The sequence below is a fragment of the Rhodoglobus sp. G.S.4 genome (assembly GCF_056619605.1).
In genome coordinates this window covers 54,239-71,677 of the sequence record NZ_CM152748.1, presented here as the reverse complement: position 1 = coordinate 71,677, position 17,439 = coordinate 54,239, and the positions used below count along the sequence as shown (strand labels likewise).

17 protein-coding genes are annotated in these 17,439 nt (G+C 61.4%); 5 read left to right on the top strand and 12 right to left on the bottom strand.

The genetic code is table 11. The features are described from left to right. Positions 1–136: 136 nt before the first annotated feature. Positions 137–1,210, top strand: coding sequence for an ABC transporter permease (locus tag AC061P_RS00370; RefSeq protein ID WP_449647935.1), 1,074 nt, complete (start codon positions 137–139; stop codon positions 1,208–1,210). Next, positions 1,207–1,914, top strand: coding sequence for an ABC transporter ATP-binding protein (locus AC061P_RS00365; protein WP_449647934.1), 708 nt, complete (start codon positions 1,207–1,209; stop codon positions 1,912–1,914). Before AC061P_RS00370 ends, AC061P_RS00365 begins: the two co-directional genes overlap by 4 nt. On the opposite strand, the gene AC061P_RS00360 is transcribed toward AC061P_RS00365, so the two are convergent. Together AC061P_RS00360 and AC061P_RS00355 are read right to left on the bottom strand one after the other, a co-directional pair. Next, positions 1,911–2,723, bottom strand: a complete 813-nt coding sequence (locus AC061P_RS00360) for an aldo/keto reductase (protein WP_449647933.1) — start codon at positions 2,721–2,723, stop codon at positions 1,911–1,913. The two genes, AC061P_RS00365 and AC061P_RS00360, sit on opposite strands and share 4 nt — an antisense overlap. Positions 2,724–2,776: 53 nt before the next feature. Continuing rightward, positions 2,777–6,247, bottom strand: coding sequence for a bifunctional proline dehydrogenase/L-glutamate gamma-semialdehyde dehydrogenase (locus tag AC061P_RS00355; RefSeq protein WP_449647932.1), 3,471 nt, complete (start codon positions 6,245–6,247; stop codon positions 2,777–2,779). Between the two features lie 127 nt (positions 6,248–6,374). On the opposite strand from AC061P_RS00355, the gene AC061P_RS00350 reads away from it, so the two are divergent. Then, positions 6,375–7,268: a LysR family transcriptional regulator gene (locus tag AC061P_RS00350; protein ID WP_449647931.1), complete on the top strand. Its 894-nt coding sequence runs from the start codon at positions 6,375–6,377 to the stop codon at positions 7,266–7,268. 72 nt (positions 7,269–7,340) lie between these two features. Here the strand turns inward: AC061P_RS00350 and AC061P_RS00345 are convergent, their stop codons facing one another. The 5 genes from AC061P_RS00345 to AC061P_RS00325 all read right to left on the bottom strand — a co-directional run bounded on the left by AC061P_RS00345 (position 7,341) and on the right by AC061P_RS00325 (position 11,080). Then, positions 7,341–7,682 (bottom strand): hypothetical protein, encoded by a 342-nt coding sequence (locus tag AC061P_RS00345; protein ID WP_449647930.1) that lies wholly within the window; start codon positions 7,680–7,682, stop codon positions 7,341–7,343. 101 nt (positions 7,683–7,783) lie between these two features. After that, on the bottom strand, positions 7,784–8,752 hold the full coding sequence (locus AC061P_RS00340) for a sensor histidine kinase (RefSeq protein ID WP_449647929.1): 969 nt from the start codon (positions 8,750–8,752) through the stop codon (positions 7,784–7,786). Next, positions 8,749–9,474, bottom strand: coding sequence for a response regulator transcription factor (locus AC061P_RS00335; protein ID WP_449647928.1), 726 nt, complete (start codon positions 9,472–9,474; stop codon positions 8,749–8,751). The genes AC061P_RS00340 and AC061P_RS00335 overlap by 4 nt, the downstream gene beginning before the upstream one ends. Before the next feature lie 81 nt (positions 9,475–9,555). Continuing rightward, positions 9,556–10,104 (bottom strand): acyl-CoA thioesterase, encoded by a 549-nt coding sequence (locus AC061P_RS00330; RefSeq protein ID WP_480391532.1) that lies wholly within the window; start codon positions 10,102–10,104, stop codon positions 9,556–9,558. Positions 10,105–10,171: 67 nt separating this feature from the next. Continuing rightward, a complete protein-coding gene (locus tag AC061P_RS00325) occupies positions 10,172–11,080 on the bottom strand; it encodes an endonuclease/exonuclease/phosphatase family protein (RefSeq protein ID WP_449647926.1) in 909 nt (302 codons plus the stop codon). 160 nt (positions 11,081–11,240) lie between these two features. Between AC061P_RS00325 and AC061P_RS00320 the strand changes: the two genes are divergently transcribed. Then, the gene (locus AC061P_RS00320) at positions 11,241–11,840 is read left to right on the top strand and encodes a helix-turn-helix domain-containing protein (RefSeq protein ID WP_449647925.1); all 600 of its coding nucleotides are present in this window, start codon (positions 11,241–11,243) and stop codon (positions 11,838–11,840) included. Then, positions 11,837–11,989, top strand: a complete 153-nt coding sequence (locus tag AC061P_RS00315; RefSeq protein WP_449647924.1) for a hypothetical protein — start codon at positions 11,837–11,839, stop codon at positions 11,987–11,989. Before AC061P_RS00320 ends, AC061P_RS00315 begins: the two co-directional genes overlap by 4 nt. A 34-nt stretch (positions 11,990–12,023) precedes the next feature. Here the strand turns inward: AC061P_RS00315 and AC061P_RS00310 are convergent, their stop codons facing one another. The 5 genes from AC061P_RS00310 to AC061P_RS00290 form a co-directional block, all read right to left on the bottom strand. Beyond that, entirely contained in the window at positions 12,024–12,959 is a 936-nt protein-coding gene (locus AC061P_RS00310; protein ID WP_449647923.1) for a DNA-3-methyladenine glycosylase family protein, read from the bottom strand. 63 nt (positions 12,960–13,022) lie between these two features. Further along, entirely contained in the window at positions 13,023–14,051 is a 1,029-nt protein-coding gene (locus tag AC061P_RS00305; protein ID WP_480391531.1) for a LacI family DNA-binding transcriptional regulator, read from the bottom strand. 55 nt (positions 14,052–14,106) lie between these two features. Further along, positions 14,107–15,522 (bottom strand): GH1 family beta-glucosidase, encoded by a 1,416-nt coding sequence (locus AC061P_RS00300; protein WP_480391530.1) that lies wholly within the window; start codon positions 15,520–15,522, stop codon positions 14,107–14,109. A gap of 38 nt (positions 15,523–15,560) precedes the next feature. After that, on the bottom strand, positions 15,561–16,406 hold the full coding sequence (locus AC061P_RS00295; protein WP_341953371.1) for a carbohydrate ABC transporter permease: 846 nt from the start codon (positions 16,404–16,406) through the stop codon (positions 15,561–15,563). Then, a complete protein-coding gene (locus AC061P_RS00290; RefSeq protein ID WP_449647920.1) occupies positions 16,403–17,377 on the bottom strand; it encodes a carbohydrate ABC transporter permease in 975 nt (324 codons plus the stop codon). Before AC061P_RS00290 ends, AC061P_RS00295 begins: the two co-directional genes overlap by 4 nt. Positions 17,378–17,439 lie beyond the last annotated feature (62 nt).

Here is a 17,439-nt window from a genome sequence, read left to right as displayed (position 1 = left end):
CACTCCCATCCATCAAAAGGGTGATTTTTTGTGCCGTCCTTTGCTGGTGAAACTGCGTTCTTGCGGCCGATGCCCCCACGGCGAGGAACGAGGAATCTGGTAACTGTCGAATTCGCTCGACGCCGAAAGGATTCCCATGTTTGTTGCCTGGCGCGATCTGCGCTTTGCTCGCGGACGATTCGTGCTCATCGGCACTGTCGTCGCCCTCATCACTTTGCTAGTCGGCTTCCTCAGCGGGCTGACGGGCGGTCTGGCTGCCCAAAACGTGTCAGCGGTGTTATCAATTCCGGCCGACCAGCTCGTGTTCTCGCCACCGAGCAGCAAGGGTGAGTCCGAAGCGAGTTTTTCTGATTCTGCGATCACGGAGCAGCAAGTGCGCACGTGGGCTTCCGCGCCAGGCGTTGAGTCTGCGAACCCGATCGGTGTCACTCAGACGAAAGCCGAGTCAGCCAACTCCAGTGCGTCCATCGCCCTCTTTGGTGTGGTCGCGGGCTTTGATGACACCGCTCCCACTAGGGACGGCACCATCGGGCTGTCCGAGGATGCCGCGACAACGCTTGCTGTCACGAGCGGCGACACCGTCACCATCGCAGGCATCGACTACACGGTCGAGACGGTCAGCGGCAACTGGTGGTACAGCCACACTCCTGTCGCACAAGTGACCCTGAGTGACTGGCAGGCCTACTCCGCTGCCACGGGAAACCCCGACGCCTACGCCACAACCATCGCCGTCACGGGCGATACCGATTGGGATGCCGTGAATGCTGAAGCAGACACCATCAGCAACAGTGCGCTACTTTCACTGACCGCGGTCGGTTCATTTCGCTCAGAAATCGGATCTCTCCTCCTCATGGTCGCGATGCTGTTTGGTATCTCCGCCCTCGTAATTGGTGCGTTTTTCACCGTCTGGACGATGCAGCGCCAAGCCGATATTGCCGTACTCAAAGCGCTCGGCGCCTCTACGCCGTCCCTCGTCCGAGATGCCCTGGGCCAAGCGCTCGTCGTACTGCTCATCGGTGTCGGCATCGGCATCGGTGTGACAGCACTGCTCGGGGCTCTCCTGGGTAACGCTCTGCCGTTCATCCTGAACCCCTTCACTACCGTGCTGCCGGGGATTGTCATGATCACCCTCGGCCTTGCGGGTGCCGCTTTTGCTCTACGTTCCGTCACCACCGCCGACCCCCTCACTGCCCTAGGGAGCACCCGATGATCCACCTTGATGACGTCACACTGAGCTTTCCCGATGGAGACGGTCGCATCACCGCGGTCAACCATGTCAATCTCACCGCACGCCCCGGCACCGTCACCGGCATCACCGGGCCGAGCGGTTCGGGCAAGTCGAGCCTGCTCGCCGTGGCCGCTACCCTCATCAGGCCCGATTCCGGTCGCGTGCTCATTGATGACGTGGATGCCGCGCAATTGTCCCCCACTGAAGCAACAGTGCTGCGTCGCGACGCTATCGGTATCGTTTTTCAGCAGCCGAACCTGCTGCCATCGTTGACGGCGCGCGAACAGCTCGCGGTCATGAACGAGTTAGGTGCTCCCCGTAGCCGCCGACAGCGCGCTGCTGTGAAAGAGCATGCCGCTGAGCTATTGGATGCTGTTGGCCTCGCCGATCAGGCGCACAAGCGTCCCCACCAACTTTCGGGCGGTCAGCGCCAGCGCATCAACATCGCGCGAGCGCTCATGAATGACCCCAAGGTTCTCCTCGTAGATGAACCAACGAGTGCTCTCGATCAGGAGCGTGGCGCAAGCATCATCGAACTGATTCTGCGCCTCACCGATGAACGCAACACGTCAACGCTGCTCGTCACCCACGATCTGGTTCACCTGCCGCGGATGCACGCCGTCGTGAATATGGTGGATGGCGCTCTCAGCACGGTGCGCGCCGAAACCTTGGTTGCCGCCGGCTAGTGCCCGACCTCATCGGAATCGACGCCTGACCCGGGAACATCGATCGCCGCAATGGCTTCGAGATCGCGAGAGTCGAGTTCGAAGTCGAAGATCGCAATGTTGTCGGCCAGCCTTTCGGGGTTGGCCGACTTGGGGATCGCTACAAGACCGTTCTGCAGGTGCCAGCGCAGCGAGATCTGCGCCACTGAGCGCTCATGCTTCTGGGCAATTTCGAGCAATACCGGCTGGTCGAGCACTCCCTTGATGGGGCTCCACGCTTCCGTGACGATTCCGCGAGAGTCGTGATAGGCGCGCTCGGCTAGGCGAGCGTTGGTCGGCGACAGGTCAACCTGGTTGACAGCAGGAACGGTGGTTCCGGCATCCGCCAGCACATCAAGGTGCGCTGGTTTGAAGTTCGAGACACCGATGGAGCGCACAAAGCCGTCGGCTTGCAGCTGCTCGAATGTGCGCCAGGTGGAAAGAAACTTATCGAGTTCTGGTCGTGGCCAGTGGATCAGCAGCAGGTCAACATACTCCAGATCGAGGCGTTCGAGGCTGCCACGCAGCCCATCGATCGCGAGGTCATCGCCCTGAAAATCGCCATCGAGCTTGGTCGTAATAAAGAGTTCATCGCGGTCAACACCACTGCGACGGATGCCCTCACCAACGCCCACTTCGTTGCCGTAGCGCACCGCGGTGTCGATATGGCGGTAGCCGAGTTCGATCGCTGTCGGTACGACAATAGCTACCTCAGCATCGCTGAGTGGCCAGGTACCAAGGCCGAGCTGGGGAATGCTGTGGCCGTCGTTGAGCGCTATCGAGGGAATCATCCTCTTAGGCTAAACGACGGCCGTCACATTTCGGCGGTACTCGCTAGAGCGAGTTAGACCTCGAGTGCTGCCATGGCCGGGTCGGGGTTTCCGAAGCGGTGGGCGGTGATTGACAGCGACTGCTCCTGCAGGAAGATCAACAGTTCGACGCGACCGGATGTGGTGACCGGTCCCGACCACACCGCCATGTCGGGGTTTCCGTCAACGGCTTCAGCAAGATCGACAGCTGAACCGCCGATGAGGCGCACCCGGTTGGTGTTGAGCTCGCCATTCGCTGCGCGTTCGTTCCAGCGGGCATCCGACTCGACAACGACATCGGCGACCAGCACTGTAGCGTTTGCCGACTCGAACGATTCGGCGAGCAGGGACGGCAACGGAACAGCCGAGCTGATGTGAATGGTTGAGCCAACACGAGCAGCACCGGCAATCATCCGCACGAGGTGTCCCATGGGCTCACCCTCAGACAGGCGAACGGTGACGGGCACCGGACGGTAACGGAACACGTTGCGCTCCACGCCGAGGTCCGAGACGTCACGGCTAATACCGAACTCTGTTTCCCAGGCTCGCTGGTCGCTCTCGGCGGCACGGCGAACACGGTCGAACTCGGCGAAGTCCATTCCCGACTGGGCCTTCTTGATTACCGAAGACACCTGGTCGCTGAGCCCACGAACCTGAATATCGCGAGCGGCAGGCTGTTCGACGGCCTTCCACTGCCCGAGTGTCATAAGGTAGTTGGGTCCGCCAGCCTTGGCGTGGCAGCCAACGGCAGAACGCTTCCACCCACCGAAGGGCTGGCGACGAACAATGGCGCCGGTGATTCCACGGTTGACGTAGGCGTTTCCGGCCTGAACTTCATCGAGCCAGCGAGCAACCTCTGTGGGGTCGAGCGAGTGGATGCCCGCAGTCAGACCGTAGTCCACGGCGTTCTGCATCGCGATTGCTTCGGTGAGGTTCTTGGCGCGCATGACGCCGAGAACGGGTCCGAAGTATTCGGTCATGTGAAACTCGCTGCCAGAGACAACGCCGGTGCGAACTCCGGGAGTCCACTGCTTGCCTTCGTCATCAAGCTGACGTGGCTTCACGAGCCAGCTCTCGCCGGGAGCAAGAGTGGTGAGGGCGTTAAGCAACTTGCCCTGAGCAGGCTCAACGATCGGACCCATCATGGTGAGGGGATCCTGAGGGAGGCCAACACGCAGAGTGCGCACCGAGTCGACCAGCTGACGCTCGAAACGTTCGCTCCGGCCGACTGAGCCAACCAAGATGACGAGGGATGCGGCCGAGCACTTTTGTCCGGCGTGTCCAAAGGCACTCTTGGTCACGTCGGCGACGGCGAGGTCGAGGTCTGCGCTCGGCGTCACGATGATCGCGTTCTTGCCGCTCGTCTCTGCGAGGATCGGCAAGTCGTTGCGCCAGGAACGGAACATTGCGGCAGTTTCCCACGCCCCCGTCAGGATGACGCGGTCGACCGCGGGGTCGGCAATCATGATGCGACCGAGTTCACGATCCTTCAGATCGACGAAGGCGAGCACTTCACGCGGCACGCCCGCTTCCCACAGCGCTTCGACCATTACTGCGGCGCTGCGCTGCGAAAGCTTCGCTGGCTTGATGATGACGCCACTGCCCGAGGCGAGTGCTGAAAGCACGCTGCCGGCGGGAATGGCAACCGGGAAGTTCCACGGCGGAGTAACGACGATGAGTTTCGACGGCACGAACGTGGCGTCGTCGATCGCTTCAAGGTCGAGAGAGCGCTCGGCGTAGTAGTGCGCGAAGTCAATCGCTTCGCTGACCTCTACGTCACCTTCTGCAATGGTCTTGCCTGCTTCGTTGGCCATGACCTCGATGAGGCGGGCACGCGAGGCTTCGATCGCGTCGCCGGCGCGGTGCAGGATCGCGGCGCGCTCAGCGGCGGGCATGCCGCCCCAGTTCGCTCCGGCAGCGGTGACGGAATCGAGGATGCTCTTCATCTGCTCGGGAGTGCTGACAGCGCCGGCCGTGACGGTGTCAACGCCGAGCTGGGAGTCGCCGCTGCGCGCCAAGATCGCGCGACCCCACGTGCGGTTTTCGCCAATGGCGGGGTCAGTATCTGCGACGTTGTTGAAGGGACGGTCGCCGATGATCGCAGCAGGCGTGGAGCGGTTCTGCACGCGATTGGTGGTCTGGGCTGGCGTGTTGAGGTTAGCGAGCGAAGCCAAGAAACGGTCTTGCTCGCGCACGAAGATGTGTTCGTTGCTGGAAAGCTCGAACAGTCCAGACATGAAGTTCTCGGTGCTGGCGTTCTCTTCGAGGCGGCGCACGAGGTAGCTGATGGCCGAGTCGAACTCGCTCGGCTGAACAACGGGCGTGTACAGCAGCAGGCTGCCGACATCCTTCCTGACTGCTTCGGCCTGACCGGTAGCCATTCCGAGGAGCATCTCGAACTCAATGCCCTCGGTGACGCCGCGCTCTTGAGCGAGGTGCCAGGCGAACGCGATGTCGAAGAGGTTGTGGCCGGCAACTCCGATACGAACAGCGTCGATGTGCTCGGGGGTGAATGCCCAATCAAGCACGCGCTTGTAGTGGGTGTCACTGTCTTGCTTGGTGCCCCAGGTAGCCATCGGCCAGTGGTGAGTTACCGCGTCGACGTGCTCCATGGCGAGGTTGGCGCCCTTAACGACGCGCACCTTGATGTTGGCGCCGCCGCGAGCGCGACGAGCCGTTGACCAGGCGGTGAGTTCCTTGATCGCGTCAAGCGCGTCTGGTAGGTAAGCCTGAAGAACGATACCGGCTTCGAGTTCGAGCAGTTCCGGCTGGTCGAGAAGCTTCTCGAAGACCGCGATGGTGAGGTCGAGGTCTTTGAACTCTTCCATGTCGAGGTTGATGAACTTCTTCTGCGGCGAGCGCAGCGCGAGCAGGTAGAGCGGGGTGAGGCGGTCAACAACACGGTCGACAGTCTCATCGAAGGCCCACATGGAAAGCTGCGACACAACCGACGACACCTTGATGGAGACGTAGTCAACGTCATCCCGGTTCAAGAGGGCACGGGTGCCGGCGAGACGGTTGTCTGCTTCGTCATCACCGAGCACGGCTTCACCGAGCAGGTTGAGGTTCAGGTTCACACCCTCGCGGCGAAGGTGAACGAGGGCTTTGTCGAGCTTGGCTGGGGTTGCATCGATGATGAGGTGACCGACCATGCCGCGGAGGACGCGACGCGCAATCGGAACGATGATCCACGGCAGAAGTGGCGCGAAGCCACCACCGACGAGGATGGCGAAGCGGAGGTACCACGGCAAGAAGGCCGGAATGATGTGGGTGAGGCGCTCAAGGTTGCGGCCAGCGACTCGCAAATCTTCGGGACGCACAACGGTGTCAATGAAGCCAAGAGTGAACTCGAGTCCGTTCGGGTCTTTCAGTACACCGGCGAGGCGCGTGGCACTCGCATCGGTGGGAAACTCTTCACTTTCAGCCAGCCAGCGACGAACGGTGGCTACCGTTTGGTCGGCGATCTGCTGGTGTGAAGCATCAAGGTTGTCGGTATGAGTTGACATGCTCACGAGAATAGGCCTCCGAACGGGGTTGTGGCTGGAACTCTCAGTGTGTGCCCCATGGTGCCTTTAGCAAAAGCGACGGAATTCGCACGATATCCCTTAGAATTAGTTAACTATTGGAGGAGAAATGCTCGACGTTCGACGACTACGACTTTTGCGCGAACTCAAACTGCGCGGAACCATCGCCGCCGTCGCAAGCGCGCTGAGTTATACGCCCTCCGCGGTGTCCCAACAACTGGCCCTTTTGGAGGAAGAAGCTCGCGTTCCTCTGCTGGTTAAAGCGGGTCGTCGCGTGCAATTAACTCCGGAAGCAGAACTCCTCGTCGAGCACACTGTTGCCCTCCTCGAGCGCCTCGAACTGATGGAAGCGGAGATCCACTCCTCTCTCACTGAAGTGCGCGGAACCGTGCGCCTCGCCGTGTTCCAGTCCGCAGCCCTCGGCATCATTCCGCAAGCTCTCAGCGTGATCGCCCGAGAATACCCCCAGCTCCGCATCGAGATGACTCAGCGCGAACCCGAAAGTGCGCTCTTCGAGACCTGGACGCGCGAGTTCGACCTCGTGATCGCTGAACAGTACCCCGGCCATGCTGCTCCCCGGCATCCTGACCTCGACATGATCCCCCTCTACGCCGACGAACTCTCCCTCGCTGTGCCCATCGCCAGCGGAATCACGACCCTCGCTGAAGCCGCCGGCAGTTCTTGGGTAATGGAGCCACGCGGCACCGCATCCCGCCACTGGGCAGAACAGCAGTGCCGGCGAGCGGGAATCGAACCCGACGTACGCTTCGAAACTGCCGACCTTCAGGCCCACATCCGTCTCGTCGAATCCGGTCATGCGACAGCAATCCTGCCTGGCCTCGTGTGGGGCAGCCGCACTCCGAGCGTTGAGTTGCACCCCATGCCGGGCCTCCCCCGCCGCACGGTCTTCACCTCGGTACGCGACTCGAGCGTCAGCCGGCCATCGATCATCGCGTGCCGCGAAGTGCTCGAAGAGGTCGTTCAGGCGCTAGCTCCGGAATAGCTCTCGCGTCACCGCACAACACAACGGGCCGCACCCGAAGGCGCGACCCGTCCGCGTGGGTGATCTAGCTGGCTAGTCGGCGGTGCCGTCTTCAACTTCGACGCCATTCACGTCATCAGTCGTGTCTTCGTGCTGAGCACCGGGACCGTCGTCGGCCGTCTCGCCGTCGTTAGTGCCATCCTCGACACCATCGTCAGCAATCTCGCCATCATTGATTCCGTCTTCAACCTCGACAGCATCGGTGTCATCCGCGGTCTCGCCGTCGTTGGTGCCATCCTCGATGCCGGTGTCTGCCTGTTGGACTTGGCTGCTGGGCTCGGGGGCTTGTGCCGCCGCGGTGAGCGTTGCTCCTCCGGCAAGCGCCAACACGATTGCGAGCCCCGCGCCACCAAGAGCCTTGGTCTTCTTCTCCATGAGTAGATCCTTTCGTCGGTGTGGGCAGCAGTGTCGCGGCCACATAACTACGGTACGAATCGGCCCGTGAGATCAGGATGAGAGTGGATAAGCCTGTGAAGTCACCGAAGAGGAATCCGCACAATCGCGACAGTGCCGACACCCAGCTCTGAACGGATAATTAGGCTGCCGCCGTGCGCGCGGACGATTTCGTCGACGAGAGCGAGCCCAAGACCATGCCCTGCACGGTTTCGGGCAGCGTCTGCCCGCCAGAAGCGATCGCGTGCGTGCGCGAGCTCGACGGTCGACATCCCAATTCCTTCATCACGGACCTCAATTTCCGCGTGCGTTCCGAGCGACCGGATGCTCACCTGCACCTCATCGTCGGCGGCACTGAATTTGCGCGCATTGTCGATGAGGTTGCTCACTGCGCGACCCAGCAGCTCTTCGCTCCCGCGGATGCGCCCAACACCACCGCCGCCCAGGTCAATTGCTGGCGAATCGACGACGACAGGCGCGAGCGCGGGTTGCCGAGCGGATGCTTCGGCTGCGGCATCCGACACCAGAGAAATGAGGTCAATCTCGGAGAACCCCAAGGCCAGCTCGTGCGATTCGCCTCGCGAGAGGAGCAGCAGGTCGTTTGTGAGCCGCACCAAACCTGCGGTCGCGTCGGCCGCCACGCGGATGGCGCGCTCGTATTCGGTTGGAGTTCGCGAACGCGTGAGGGCGAGTTCAAGCTCACCCTGAATGACGGCAAGCGGCGTGCGCATCTCGTGAGATGCCCCATCGACAAACCGTTGCTGGAGTTCGTAGCTGCGACGCACCGGGGCTAACGCCGCGCGGGCCATCAGCCAGCTCGTGAGCGGAACGACCAGCAGCAGGCCGGCGTAGATAACTACCAGTGCGTTCTTCAGTGTCGCGAAACTCTGTTCTGCACTCGCCAAACCTCCCTCGCCCTGGACTTCGGCGGTGTCAAAGTCGAAGGTGCCGGTGACATAGAAATAAACCGCGAGCGCGAACACTCCAAACAGCACCAACTGCACCGCTGTGTAGGTAAGCGTGAGGCGTCGAATCGCACGGCGGAAAATCATCGGTCAGCCCTCACCCCTTCGACTGACTCACTCTGTTCAATCACATAGCCCGACCCACGCCGCGTCTCGATCACATCTGGCTCTCCCCCAGCGGTGAGTTTCTGCCGCAGGTAGCGAATGTACGTCTGCACGACGTTGCTGAATCCCTCGAAATTGCTATCCCACGCGTGGTCAATGAGCTCGGTGCTGCTCACGATGCGTCCGGCATTGCGCATGAGGTACTCGAGCACGGCGAACTCCTTGGCCGTGAGCGGAATGCGCCGACCATTTCGCTCGGCGGTGCGAGTCGATGCATCAAGCGCAACGCCGCGCACTGAAATCACTGGGGGTTGCGCCTGCGGGGAGCGACGCAACAACGCGCGCACTCGTGCGAGCAACTCCACAAGATGGAAGGGCTTCACAAGGTAGTCATCTGCGCCAGCATCGAGTCCGTCGACTTTGGTGCGCATCCCGTCGAGGGCGGTGAGCATAAGTATCGGAACGTTGGTGTCGAGTTCGCGGATGCGGCGGCACACCGCCATGCCTGCGGGTTCGTCGGCGGCGACATTGAGCCCGGGAAGCATCAGATCGAGCACCACAAGGTCGTAGGTAGCATCCACCTCAAATGCTTCACTACCGCCAGGCGCATCGTGCACAACGTGGGTCGCATACCCGGCCTCGCCGAGGCTGCGACGGATCACATCAGCGAGGCGCACATCATCCTCAACGATCAATACCTTCATAGCCGCCCCTCTTTCGCCGAGGCTACCGCGGATTCAATGAGATCCACGTGAGAGTGGTCGTGCCGACCTGTGTGGCGGCGGCTACTCCCAGATGCTCGGCGCTTCTGCGCGACTGACGGGCAGCGCAACATGATCAGCCCACTCCTGAACCCACTCGGGAAGCACCGGCTGTTCGCCACCCCATCCGATGGTGTCGAGAAGTTCGGCAACACTGACGGTGCCGCCGGAGCGCTTCAGGAAGCGGGCGCGGGTCATTGCTTGGGCATAGATTTCGCCACCAACGACGAAACGTTGCTCCACGAAGACGGCTTTCTCGTCATAGCCGACTACGCGGGTTTCGAGGTCAAACTTTTTCCACAGGTCGAGTGATTTGCGAAAACTGATGGTCTCGTTCGCCATCACCGGGTAGTAGCCCTTGGCGGAGAGCTTCTGCCAGCCGCCGGCACGAATCAGGAGGTCCATGCGGCCGATGTCCATGATCGAGAAGTAGACACCGTTGTTCATGTGGCGGAGCACATCAATGTCGGTCGGCAGCACCCGGAAAGACATGCTTCCGACATCCCTGATGCCCAACGCTGAACGACGCGTGCTGAGGATGCGGTGGAGGATGGTGCGGAAGATCAGATTCACTCGCCCAGATTAGGTGAATCGTGATCGAGATTGTAAATCGTTTGTAGGGATGCTCTAGTGGGGTATCTTATTTTGCCCCGGCGAAACGCACAACGGCCTGCACCGGTGCGTGATCCGAGGGCCAGCCACCCGAATACCGGGTGACGTTGATGCCTGTCTGCATTACGGTCACGTCGGGCGTTGCCAGAACCCAGTCGATTCGCTTGCGGTTGCGCTTGGGCGGGCCGTAATCGGGGAACGTTCCCCACGCTTGAGTGAGACGCTCTTCGGCCGTGTTCCAGGTATCGACCAGCAGCCCGTTACCGGTGAGCTGGTCATAAGGGTGAGTGTCAGCATCCGTATTGAAATCGCCGGTCATGATGGTGGGATGCGGTGTCGACTGCACAATGTTTCTTAACGCTTCGGCCGAGCGAAGGCGTGAGGTGCGGGAACGGTGATCGAGATGCGTGTTCACGGCCTGAAAGTGGATGCCGGTGGCGAGGTCGCGGAAGATAGCTTCAACCACAACGCGCGGGGTGCGATTGCCCCACGAGGTCGAGCCCGGAACATTCGGAGTATCGGAGAGCGCGGACTGTCGCCATTCGACCACTTGCAGACGACGGGAGTCATAAAAAATGGGGCAGCCTTCGCCACCCGTGTTCTTTTCGCGACCGTGGCCGAGCGAACGATAGTGCTCGCCCAACGCCTTGTGCACAAACCGCGCCTGAGTGAAGAGGGCTTCTTGCACGCCGAGCAGCGCCGGTTGTTCGGCAAGGAGAAGGCGCCTCATCAGCGGCTGACGGTGCCGCCACTGGTCGGGGTTACGTGGAATAAGTTTGGGCAGGCGCCGGCGGATGTTGTAGGTCATGACATGCAGACCGGGGGCCTCAACGGGGCCGATCAGCGAGCTACCGCGCGGCGGGAACGCCAGTCGTGGTTCGCGCTCTGGGGCGAGCGCAGAGAAGTGTTTCGACCGTGGGGTGGTGATTCCCGCCATAGTTCCAGCCTAGGGCGTGCTCTGGTGTTTCGGTGGGGTCGCGCAACCTCGCGTATGGGGATCACCTACGCAGCATCCGGAATTTTGAATTCTATGCGTATACGCATACGTTCGGTATTACACTGAAACTCAGTACTCGTGACTCGAGATGGGAGAACCGATGACGCTCGCGGCCGAAACGATCCGTACCGCTCGCACTCGCGCGGGGATCAGCCAGGCCGCACTCGCGCGCCGAGCCGGTATCGCGCAGTCGACCATCAGCCGGATCGAGCACGAAGAAATTGATCCGACCTGGGCGACCATGCAAAGCCTGCTCGCTGCCACTGGATGGGCGATCAACCCGCAGCCCACAGGCACAGCTCAATTGCTCTCGCCGGAGACGGTATCCCGGGCGATGGCGCGAAGTCTGCGAAAAGGCGACTCGGAGTCGGCCATTAGAGATCTAACCGAAGGCGTCGGGCGCCTGATTCGCGCCGGCGAAACCGGTGAACACATCCCCGCCTGGGCCACAGAGCAACCGTCTCGACTGATCGGGATTCCCCTCTGGGACACCTTCCTCGCTACCGCCTTTGCGTACGGTCTTGAACGTGCGGGCCAAGCCCCACCCCAATGGATGCTCGATGCACCGTCATTGCCCCATGAAACCTCACCCGGCGACGAACCCGGTCCAGAATTTCGGGACTGGCTGCGAGCGCGAACACCTCCGGTGTTCCTTAACAAGAACATCCTCTCGCGGGCTGAAGACTGGGCGATCGCATGAGCGGCGGCTACCGTCAACTCAATGCGAGCGAGATCACAGAATTACTCGGCGAAGAGTCGTTGTCACTCACCACTGGTCGGGATGATCTGGTGATACTGGCCCCAGAGGCACTGGCAGGCGTGAAACGAGAAATGGAACTGCCGCACTGAACTCGCGGTAGCGTGGCGCGTCTCCCGAGTGCCTCTAGTGCCCCCGGTGATCCTGGATCGTCATCCGCGGCCCGAAAGCTGGCTTGCGAAACCCGGATGCCGTGATGAGCCGCACAACCCGCTGACGGTGGCCGCGCCAGGGCTCGAGCAGTTCGAGCATCCGCTCATCGTCAACGGGTTCGCCAATGAGGGCCCACCCGACGACCGCGGCAAGGTGGTAATCGCCGACGCTCGGGCTGTCGGGGTCAGCGTGCGAGCGCTGCGCGGTTTCGGCGGCTGTCCACACTCCGACGCCCACGACTGATCGCAGCGCGGCTTCGATGCGCGGGCCGCCGCGCCCCCAGTCGGCGGTGCGCTCGAGGGATGCCGCCACTTGCGTCGCGCGCATCACGGTCGCCGAGCGCTGGGGCCCGACTCCCGCGCGGTGCCACTCCCAGGACGGAATCCGCGCCCAACCCTGCGGCGGCGGCACGACGCGCATCCCGGCCGGGGCGGGACCGGGTGCCGGTGAACCATGCTTGGTGACGAGGATGCGCCAGCCCCGCTTCGCTTCAATGCCCGTGACTTTCTGCTCCAGAATTGCCATCACGAGTGCCTCAAACACGAGCTTCGTGCGAGTGAGCCGAAGCCCAGGGTTCTGGCGCTGAGCCTCAGCAGCAAACGGAAGCGCCGAGATATCGAAGTCGCTCCAGTCGTCGCCCTCCCCCAGCAACTCAGGGACACTGTCAATCGCCCACTCCGCTCCGGCACCCCACGCAGTGCACTCCACGTGCGATCGTTGTTGCACGAGGAGAAGCGTGGCCGGGCCAGCAGGCGTGAGCATAGTTCGCCACGTGCCCGCGGTATCCGTCTGCATCGTCGGATCACCAGCACCACGCTTGAGCGGTTGCAGGGTTGCGCGCACGTCAACCGGACGACCTGGTGCGTAACTCGTGCGCACAGGCTCGACGGCGGAGCGCGCGAAAGTCATAAAGCTAGGCTACGCGCCGCCACCGATAACGCTTCACGCGTCGGCCAACACGAATCAGCGAAACTACGCCGAGTCGCGCACCACAAGGTACGTCGGCATGATGGTGCGGTGCGGAACGGTCGTGTCTCCACTCAGCAGTCGCAGCAGAGTGTCCGCCATCGCGAAGCCCATCTCCTCAGACGGCTGACTCACCGTCGTGAGAGGCACAGCAGCGGATGCCGCAGCCGGGCTGTCATCAAACCCCACGATGGCAACATCCCTCGGTACGACCCTCCCCTGTTCGCGCAGCACGTCAAGCACCCCTGTTGCCATGAGATCGCTCGCAACAAAGAGGGCGTCGATGTCAGGGCAACGTTCGAGCAGTTTGCGGGTGGCCGCTGCGGCACCGGCGACCGAAAAGTCGGCGTGCTCGATGGCATCCGTGGCTATACCCGCACGCGTGAGAGTGCGGAGGAAACCATTGAACCGGTCAATCCCGGCAGACATATCGACCGGTCCGGTGATCGAGCCGATACGACGACGACCGATGTCGACAAGATGTTGGGTGCCCGTCTCGGCGCCCTCAGCGTTGTCGACGTCGACGAAATAGGCATCCGTGTTGTCATCATCCTCAGGGCGCCCACCGAAGACAACCGGCATTGTTGTTTCGAGTTCGGCCACGAAGTCGTCACCGGTGTGGTGCGAGATAATTAGGGCTCCGTCAGCACTGCCCGAGCGCAGATAACGCATTGTTTTGTGTTGAGGGTCGCTTGATGCGACGAGCAAATTAAGCGTGTAGTCGCTCTCATCAAGGCGGCGAGTGATCCCTTGAACAATCGCCGCAAAGTACGGGTCTCCAAAGAATCGGGTCATATCCTCGGGGACAACGAGGGCAAGTGCCTGAGTTCGGCGGTTCGCGAGCGAGCGAGCGGCCCGATTAGGCAGGTAGTGAAGAAGTTCGACAGCAGCATTTACGGCGGCGGCGATCTCCGGGTTCACCTTCGTCGATCCATTCACCACCCGACTCACGGTCGCCCGCGACACCCCTGCCTCCGCAGCCACCATTTCCAGGGTGGGCTGCGTAGGGCGCGTCTGGCGCACTGAGACTGTCATAACCCCAGTCTATTTGTGCACACGAGATACCCTCTCCATAAGTGCGGACTCCCCCTTAGGAGAGAGCCCGGTCGCGAATGACCTTGGCGTACGCCAACCCGCTGTCCTTGATCGTGCGTTCTTGCGTTACGTAGTCGACCCGCACAATACCGAAGCGCTTTTCGTATCCCCACGCCCACTCAAAGTTGTCGAGCAGCGACCAATAGAAGTAGCCATGCACGTCAACGCCTTCAGCGATGGCGTCGAGGATGGCACCCAAGTGTGTCTGCAGGAACTCGGTTCGCTCGACATCCCGCACGCCACCATCTGCGTCAATGGTGTCGTCGTAGGCAGCGCCATTTTCGGTGACGTAGAGCTTCGTGCCTGACGGCCGAGCGTATTCGCTGTCGACTCGAGCCAAGAGCTCGCGCAGTCCGTCAGGCTGAACTTCCCAGTTCATCGCGGTGAGCGGGAGTCCCTGCGGGTGGTTGTAGACACCATCGGCAGCGGGGAACGGAGAGCTCGTTGCCCGGTCGGTGGGGGCTTCCCCCAGAAGCGGATGCTCGGCTGGCCGGTCGCTGACCAACTCGCCGTGATAATAATTCACGCCCAAAGCGTCGATCGGTTGCGCGATCTGGGCGAGGTCGCCGTCGTGAATGACGTCGGTGAGACCAAGCCCAGCAACGTCCTGTAGCAGATCGTCAGGGTACGCACCGCGAAAAATGGGGTCAAGGAAGAACCGGTTGAACTGTCCATCGATGCGACGGGCAGCATCAACATCACCGGGGCTAGCGGGGTCGACGGGCTTCGCAACAGTCAGGTTGATTGTGATGCCGAGCTCGAGCTTGGGGTTGCGTTCCCGCAGCGCTTCAACCGCAAGACCGTGACCCAGCAGGAGGTGGTGGCCGGCGGCGAGCCCGGCTTGCTTGCTTTGGCGTCCGGGGGCATGAACGCCGGCGGTGTAGCTGAGGAAGGAGGAGCACCACGGCTCATTGAGCGTCGTCCACACGTCAACACGGTCGCCGAGGGCATCGTGCACGTTGAGTGCATAGTCACGGAAAAGGTATGACGTGTCGCGATTAGCCCAGCCGCCCTTTTCCTCGAGCGCCTGCGGGAGGTCCCAGTGGTGCAGCGTCAGCCACGGCTTGATGCCCGCAGAAAGCAACTCATCGACGAGACGCGAATAGAAATCAATCCCCTTCGGATTGACCGGACCGCCGTCAGGTTGCACTCGCGACCACGACGTTGAGAAGCGATAGGTCTGCAGCCCCAAGTCCTTCATCAGAGCCACATCGTCGCGATAGCGGTGGTAGTGATCGCACGCGATCTCGCCACTTTCCCCATTGATCACGGCCCCGGGAACGCGACTGAAAGTATCCCAGATCGAATCTGTTCGACCATCCTCATGGGTCGCGCCCTCAATTTGGTAGGCAGCAGTCGCCGCACCAAAGAGGAATCCTGCGGGGAAGGCGCGGGGGTCTGAAATAGTCATGTCCTCATTCTTTGTCACTGTTGAAAACTCCTGCACGGTCATCCCTTGACCGCGCCCTGCATGATTCCGGCAACCAGTTGCTTGCCAAGGAAGATGAAGACGAGGACCAGCGGGATGATCGAGAGCACGACGCCGGAAAGTACAAGCGAGTAGTCGACGTAGTAGGCAGCCTGCAGCTGCTGCAGCGCGACCGGCAACGTCGGGTTGCCAGGGTCGAGAACGATGAACGGCCAAAAGAAGTTCGTCCACGTTGCAATGAAGGTGAACAGCGCCAGCATTGCAGCGGCCGGGCGTGCGGCAGGGAGGCCGACGTACCAGAAGCTACCGATCATGGATGCCCCATCCATGCGCACCGCCTCAATGAGCTCGTCGGGCAGCGCATCGCGCAAGTACTGGGTCATCCAGAACACGCCGAATGCCGTAACCATCGCAGGAGCGATGACAGCCCAGAGGCTTCCCGTCCAACCCAGGCGGGACATGACGATGAACAGGGGAACGATGCCCAGTTGCGTCGGCACGGCCATCGTCGCGATGACGAAGATCAGCAGACCCTCTCTCCCGCGAAACTTCAGCTTCGCGAAGGCATAGCCTGCGAGGGTCGAGAACACCACGACACTGAGCGCGACGCTGGAAGAGACAATGATGCTGTTCATGAGCGCTGTCCAGAACGGGACAGTGTCGATCACCTTGGCGGCGTTGGCGAGGAAGTTGCCGCCCGGAATCCAGTTGATGCCGTTCTTGTTGATAGCGGCAGCATCTTGACTGCCGATCAAGAACGACCACCAGATCGGAAAAGCGGAGCCGAAGAGCACAGCAATCAGGATTCCGTAGACCCAGAACCCGGGGCGCCGATCGTGGCCGCCTGCCTGTTGCTTCTTTTTCATCGCTTGCCCTTCGTCCGGATACGTCGTTCAGTGGAGCCGGCAATTCTGCGGGTGATCACGAAGTTCAGAATGGCGATCACAATAATCACGAGAAAGAGCAGCCAGGCTACGGCCGAAGCACGGCCGAAGTTGCGCTGGCCCCACCCGAGCTCATAAATGTAGAGAGTGAGCGTCTGCCACTGTCGGTTGGCTCCACCTTGGCCCGCTTGGTCAAACATCCGAGGCTCGTCGAAGATCTGCAGTCCGCCGATGGTGGAGGTGATGATGACGAAGATGATCACGGGGCGCAGTAGCGGAACAGTGATCGACCAGAAAGTGCGCAGTCGATTGGCACCATCGATGATCGCGGCCTCATAGTAGTCGCGGGGAATCGCCTGCATAGCGGCAAGGAAGATGAGAGTGGTGTAGCCGGTCCAACGAAAGTTGACCATGGTGGCGATCGCAAGGTGGCTCGGGATGACATCGACATGCCACCGGATTGCGTCGATGCCAATGCCACCGAGGAGTTCGTTGATCAGTCCGAATCGATCCCCAAAAAGGTTACTGAAGATGAGGGCGACCGCGACAGGGGCGACGACGTAGGGCAGGAGCACGCCCATGCGCCACAGAGTCTTCGCACGCAAGTTGTAGTCGAGGAAGGCGGCGATGCCCATCGCGATAAGTACCTGCGGAACGCTGGAGAAGAGGAAGATGCTGAAGGTGTTGCGCAGCGAGGTCCAGAAGTACGGCTGGCTGAGTACGGTGACGTAATTGTCAATGCCGACAAAGTCGCCTTGACCGCCGATCAGGTTCCAGTCGTGCACCGAGACCCAAGCCGTGTACAGCAGGGGGAAAAGACCGACCAGCGCAAACAGAATGAAGAAGGGCGAAATGTAGAGGTACGGGGAGAAGCGCACATCCCACCGGCTGAGACGGTGATTGCGGGCAATGCGGCGGAGGCTCCGGGCATCCACGTCGATCGCGGCGGTCATCGGTTGTCCTTACGTTTCGCGGTGGTGGGGCGCAGTAGTGGCCAGGTGCCGACGGCACGGAA

What these genes read in the sequence shown, in the direction of transcription:
- AC061P_RS00315 (WP_449647924.1), top strand. Translation starts at nt 11,837, where the DNA reads ATGAGCGGCGGCTACCGTCAACTCAATGCGAGCGAGATCACAGAATTA.
- AC061P_RS00295 (WP_341953371.1), bottom strand. Translation starts at nt 16,406, where the DNA reads ATGAAAAAGAAGCAACAGGCAGGCGGCCACGATCGGCGCCCCGGGTTC.
- AC061P_RS00360 (WP_449647933.1), bottom strand. Translation starts at nt 2,723, where the DNA reads ATGATTCCCTCGATAGCGCTCAACGACGGCCACAGCATTCCCCAGCTC.
- AC061P_RS00335 (WP_449647928.1), bottom strand. Translation starts at nt 9,474, where the DNA reads ATGAAGGTATTGATCGTTGAGGATGATGTGCGCCTCGCTGATGTGATC.
- AC061P_RS00340 (WP_449647929.1), bottom strand. Translation starts at nt 8,752, where the DNA reads ATGATTTTCCGCCGTGCGATTCGACGCCTCACGCTTACCTACACAGCG.
- AC061P_RS00300 (WP_480391530.1), bottom strand. Translation starts at nt 15,522, where the DNA reads ATGACTATTTCAGACCCCCGCGCCTTCCCCGCAGGATTCCTCTTTGGT.
- AC061P_RS00310 (WP_449647923.1), bottom strand. Translation starts at nt 12,959, where the DNA reads ATGACTTTCGCGCGCTCCGCCGTCGAGCCTGTGCGCACGAGTTACGCA.
- AC061P_RS00345 (WP_449647930.1), bottom strand. Translation starts at nt 7,682, where the DNA reads ATGGAGAAGAAGACCAAGGCTCTTGGTGGCGCGGGGCTCGCAATCGTG.
- AC061P_RS00365 (WP_449647934.1), top strand. Translation starts at nt 1,207, where the DNA reads ATGATCCACCTTGATGACGTCACACTGAGCTTTCCCGATGGAGACGGT.
- AC061P_RS00305 (WP_480391531.1), bottom strand. Translation starts at nt 14,051, where the DNA reads ATGACAGTCTCAGTGCGCCAGACGCGCCCTACGCAGCCCACCCTGGAA.
- AC061P_RS00290 (WP_449647920.1), bottom strand. Translation starts at nt 17,377, where the DNA reads ATGACCGCCGCGATCGACGTGGATGCCCGGAGCCTCCGCCGCATTGCC.
- AC061P_RS00370 (WP_449647935.1), top strand. Translation starts at nt 137, where the DNA reads ATGTTTGTTGCCTGGCGCGATCTGCGCTTTGCTCGCGGACGATTCGTG.
- AC061P_RS00325 (WP_449647926.1), bottom strand. Translation starts at nt 11,080, where the DNA reads ATGGCGGGAATCACCACCCCACGGTCGAAACACTTCTCTGCGCTCGCC.
- AC061P_RS00350 (WP_449647931.1), top strand. Translation starts at nt 6,375, where the DNA reads ATGCTCGACGTTCGACGACTACGACTTTTGCGCGAACTCAAACTGCGC.
- AC061P_RS00320 (WP_449647925.1), top strand. Translation starts at nt 11,241, where the DNA reads ATGACGCTCGCGGCCGAAACGATCCGTACCGCTCGCACTCGCGCGGGG.
- AC061P_RS00355 (WP_449647932.1), bottom strand. Translation starts at nt 6,247, where the DNA reads ATGTCAACTCATACCGACAACCTTGATGCTTCACACCAGCAGATCGCC.